Source organism: Okeania sp. SIO2B9, assembly GCF_010672505.1.
In the GTDB taxonomy this organism is placed as follows: Bacteria; Cyanobacteriota; Cyanobacteriia; order Cyanobacteriales; family Microcoleaceae; genus Okeania; species Okeania hirsuta.
The window spans coordinates 1-4,066 of record NZ_JAAHGK010000698.1; the positions used below are offsets into that span (position 1 = coordinate 1).

Annotated in this window: 4 protein-coding genes and 1 pseudogene; 3 read left to right on the forward strand and 2 right to left on the reverse strand. The window is 37.7% G+C overall.

The window, feature by feature from the left end; genetic code table 11:
- Together F6K13_RS21845 and F6K13_RS21850 are read left to right on the forward strand one after the other, a co-directional pair.
- Positions 1–1,787, forward strand: a 1,787-nt coding sequence (locus tag F6K13_RS21845; protein ID WP_287288360.1) for a CBS domain-containing protein, incomplete at its 5' end; no start/stop codon positions are given.
- Between the two features lie 211 nt (positions 1,788–1,998).
- The gene (locus F6K13_RS21850) at positions 1,999–2,259 is read left to right on the forward strand and encodes a hypothetical protein (protein WP_124146937.1); all 261 of its coding nucleotides are present in this window, start codon (positions 1,999–2,001) and stop codon (positions 2,257–2,259) included.
- A gap of 306 nt (positions 2,260–2,565) precedes the next feature.
- On the opposite strand, the pseudogene F6K13_RS21855 reads toward F6K13_RS21850, so the two are convergent.
- A pseudogene (locus F6K13_RS21855) lies at positions 2,566–3,031 on the reverse strand (RNA-guided endonuclease InsQ/TnpB family protein); the annotation flags it as partial.
- 74 nt (positions 3,032–3,105) lie between these two features.
- Between F6K13_RS21855 and F6K13_RS21860 the strand changes: the two are divergent.
- Entirely contained in the window at positions 3,106–3,423 is a 318-nt protein-coding gene (locus F6K13_RS21860) for a hypothetical protein (RefSeq protein ID WP_338043246.1), read from the forward strand.
- A gap of 10 nt (positions 3,424–3,433) precedes the next feature.
- On the opposite strand, the gene phnF is transcribed toward F6K13_RS21860, so the two are convergent.
- Positions 3,434–4,066 (reverse strand): phosphonate metabolism transcriptional regulator PhnF (gene phnF / locus F6K13_RS21865; protein ID WP_287288362.1); only part of this gene is annotated, 633 nt, incomplete at its 5' end.

A 4,066-nucleotide genomic window follows, 5' to 3' on the forward strand; every position in this document is an offset into this window, starting at 1 on the left:
CTCAACCTCCCACCGCCAGAGATTTGATGTCATCTCCAGTTCGCACCATTCCTCCTGAGACATCCATAGAAGAAGCTCATCGCATACTATTACGTTACGGTCATTCTGGTTTATCAGTAGTAGACTCATCCAGAGAATTAGTTGGAATTATTACTCGGCGAGATATTGACATCGCCCTCCACCATGGTTTTAGTCATGCTCCAGTCAAAGGTTACATGACACCACAACTCAAAACTATTTCCCCAAAAACCACCCTCCAAGAAATTGAAGAATTGATGGTTACTTACGATATTGGGCGGTTGCCAGTGTTGGAAAATAACCGTTTAGTCGGAATAGTTACCCGCACCGACGTTTTACGAGAATTGCATCAACAACAACGCCCTCAAAACGAACAACTTGGTTGTATACCTGGCGAAACTTGTAAATCAATTGCCGAACTTTTACAAGAACGTCTTGCACCTCAACTTTGGCAACTACTCACCTGTGTTGCTGAGTTGGCAGAAAAACGAGGTTGGCAACTATATCTAATTGGTGGAGGGGTGCGAGATTTATTATTATCAAAATTTGATGAGACTCTACTGTTAACAGATATTGATTTAGTCGTAGATGGTTGTCACTCTGAGTCAGCAGAAAAAGCTCCTGCGGTGGAGTTGGCAAAAGCATTGCAAAAAATTTACCCCACAGCACGTTTGGAAGTTCACGGTCAATTTCAAACTGCTGCCCTACTTTGGCACAACGACCCGGTGTTAGACTCTCTGTGGATAGATATTGCTACTGCTCGCACAGAATTTTATCCCTATCCAGCAGCTAACCCAGAAGTTGAAGCAAGTTCAATTCGTCAAGACTTGTATCGTCGGGATTTTACTATTAATGCTTTGGCAGCAAGATTGACTGAACCTCGTGCTGGAGAATTGCTTGATTTTTTTGGTGGGTTGTCAGATTTGCAGGGGAAGCAAATGCGGGTGTTACACGCCAACAGTTTTATTGAAGACCCCACTCGTATCTATCGAGCGGTAAGGTTTGCTGTGAGATTAGGATTTGAAATTGAAGCAAAAACAGAAGAGTATATTCGTTACGCTATTAATAGTGGGGTATATCACCGCCAAAATATTGGGAAGGCGGAAAAAAATAGAAGGGTGCCTGCTTTGGAAACTCGACTCAAAAGTGAGTTGAAATATATTTTGCAAGCTAATTATTGGAAACCTGCTTTAAAGTTATTGGGAAATTTGGGAGCGTTGCGTTGTATTCATCGCACTTTGGAGTTAGACCGGAAGTTGTGGCAGCAGGTATGTTTGATGGATAGGTGTTTGCAACGTTTTGATGCTCAGAAAAGTTTATCTCACTGGCAAATGCGGTTGGAGGTTTTGATTGCTTATTTGGAGTCTGAATACCGGGGTTTGGTGGGAAAAAATTTACAGTTGCCTGTGGATAGTGTGAAACGACTGGAGCAGTTGGAGTTGGCAAAGGGTAAGGTTATGGATAGTTTGCCAGAATGTAATAGTCCGAGTCAGGTGGTGTGGTTGTTGCGGAAGTACGATTTGCCGATGTTGATTTTAATTGCGGTACAATGTGAGCGTTGGGTGCGACGTAGGGTTTGGCAATATTTGACTCAGTGGGCAAATGTTAAACCTGTTTTGAATGGAAATGATTTGAAGGAAATGGGATATAAACCGGGGCGTGAGTTTAAGTTGATTTTGGACGATCTTTTGACTGCAACTTTGGATGGTGTGGTGAGCGATCGCTCTGATGCTGAGAAATTTTTAGCTAGGTATTATCCTCTTCGGTAGCATCAGTGTAATTTAGATGGGGAGTGTGGGGAGTGTGGGGAGATGGAACATTTTTTTATGCCGAATTAAGCGGATTTGATATCAACAATAGAGAATAGAAATTACAGCACTTTTGAGGATAGTCAGGTATACTTGTAGGAATATTCTTATATTTCCTGTTCCCTGTTCCCTGTTCCCTGTTCCCTTTTAGGATATTTATCAGGAAAAAACTATGGCAATTGATGATGATTTTTTGTATCCTCACAGTCGATATCAAGGTGATTTTACCCCAGAAAACTTAGTATTTAATTCAAATCTGCAAGAATTTGCTCAACGAGTAAGTATAATTTGCGGTTTAGAAACTGGTGGAAAAATTTCTCCTGAAGAAGCTTACGAGCAAATCAAAGAACTTTGGAAACAGTTGAAAAATTCTAAGAAAAATTTAGGAATAGGTACAGACCCTGAAAATAATTCAGACCGGAAAAATATTTAATTAGGTAATTATATCAAGTTTACTTGAATATTGATAATTCATAGAGGAGTGGTATAAAATTTTCCTAAAATATGATTTTTTACAGCTCTTCTTTTCCATGATTAAAAACCAGATTTTTAAGGAAGAGGGAAGAAGGCTTTAGTTATCTAGAACAGAAGACTTAAAAGTCCAAAAAACTTAAATTTTTTGTAGATATTCACCCTTGGGTTTACACAAACTATAAAGTGCGGACATGATATGACTAATTATGTATGTCCGTCTACTTAAATCTCAAAAATTGACATACTCCCGGCATCAAATCTAAGATTATGATGCGGGATTCTCATCTAAGATGATTCTACATTCATTGAAATGACTTACATTAACAATATTGCTATTATCAATCCAGCGGTCAAACTCTCCTGTAGCGTTTGGGATTTTGTCCCCAGTTTCCGAGTGCCCCTCGGTACTGTTAAATATCACTCCCAACATCTCCATCCCTTTAGCTAGAATATTTCTTGCTGCGTTATGGTCTCTATCTACATATATAACCGCAATGTAAGCATTTATGAGTTCTAACAGACAATGATTTTTTTACCGTTCGACCACAATTTGAACATTCTTGAGATGTGAAATGGGGAGGTACTGCTACACAAACAATCCCGTGTAACTTAGGGTAATACTCAAGCCATTTTGTAAATTGATATCAACTTGCATCAGATATTGACTTAGCTAAATGATGGTTTTTAACTAAATTGGCAATCTTCAAATCTTCGTATACTACCAGATCGTGTTTATTGGATTAAAGAAGTATATTTATTTGACAAAAAGTTAATAGTTATTAACTAAAATTACAGACTTTAAACATTGGCAAATAAAAATTTATATAATATACTTTATATTAAGATAAAAAACAAACTTAAAATTTTTGAAATAAACTCAGGAAAAGCTGAAATGAAAAAGGATGAATTTCTATATCCACAAAGTCCCTATTACGGACAAGCAACTCCAGCAAATATCAATTTCAATGCGAAATTACAAGAATTTTCTCATAAAATAAATTATATCAGTGGTTTACAAACATCAGGAAAAATTTCAACAACATCTGCTTATCTGCAAATTCAGGAACTATGGGAACAGCTGGAAAAAATCAAGAAAGATTCAGGTTTTTCTCAACAATCTTAAATATTCAAGCTCATTCATTTTCAAAGACTAACTCCATCCGATCGCCTCTAAATCTAGTCACCCCATATTCAATAATATTGCCATCCTGATTGACATTGATTGACTCTGCTAACAAAATAGGATGATTCAGAGGAACTTCCAACAGAGAAGTATCTTCATGTCTGACTATACGAGCATAAACATGAGTTGTACGACGAATATGATCGCTATTATATTTTTCCCTTAACAACTTAGAAATTGAACCTTTCTCTCGCAAAAATTCAATTGCTTCCTCCTCTACAATTCCTGGAAAACGATCTAAAGGAAAATGACTACTAGAAATATTAATAGGTTGATCGTCTGCAAATGCTAAACGTTCAATTAAAGCTACAGGAGTACCTACTTCTACTTCTAATCCTTGAGCAATAGAAGCATCGGCAGGTATTTCAACCATTTGCAGTAATCTAAAACTAGGCTTTTGGCCTTGGGCAATAAGAGTTTGATTATAGCGTACCCTTTTACCTATAAAATACTTAATGGGTCTACCAACAACAAAAGTCCCACGACCTCGATCGACTCTCACTAACCCTTCAGTTTTGAGAATGGCGATCGCCCTACGCAATGTATGACGGTTAACAGAAAAATATTCGCTCAGTTGAGCTTC

Excerpts from the sequence above, each read along its gene's own strand:
- F6K13_RS21850 (WP_124146937.1), top strand. The coding sequence starts at position 1,999 with ATGGCAATTGATGATGATTTTTTGTATCCTCACAGTCGATATCAAGGT.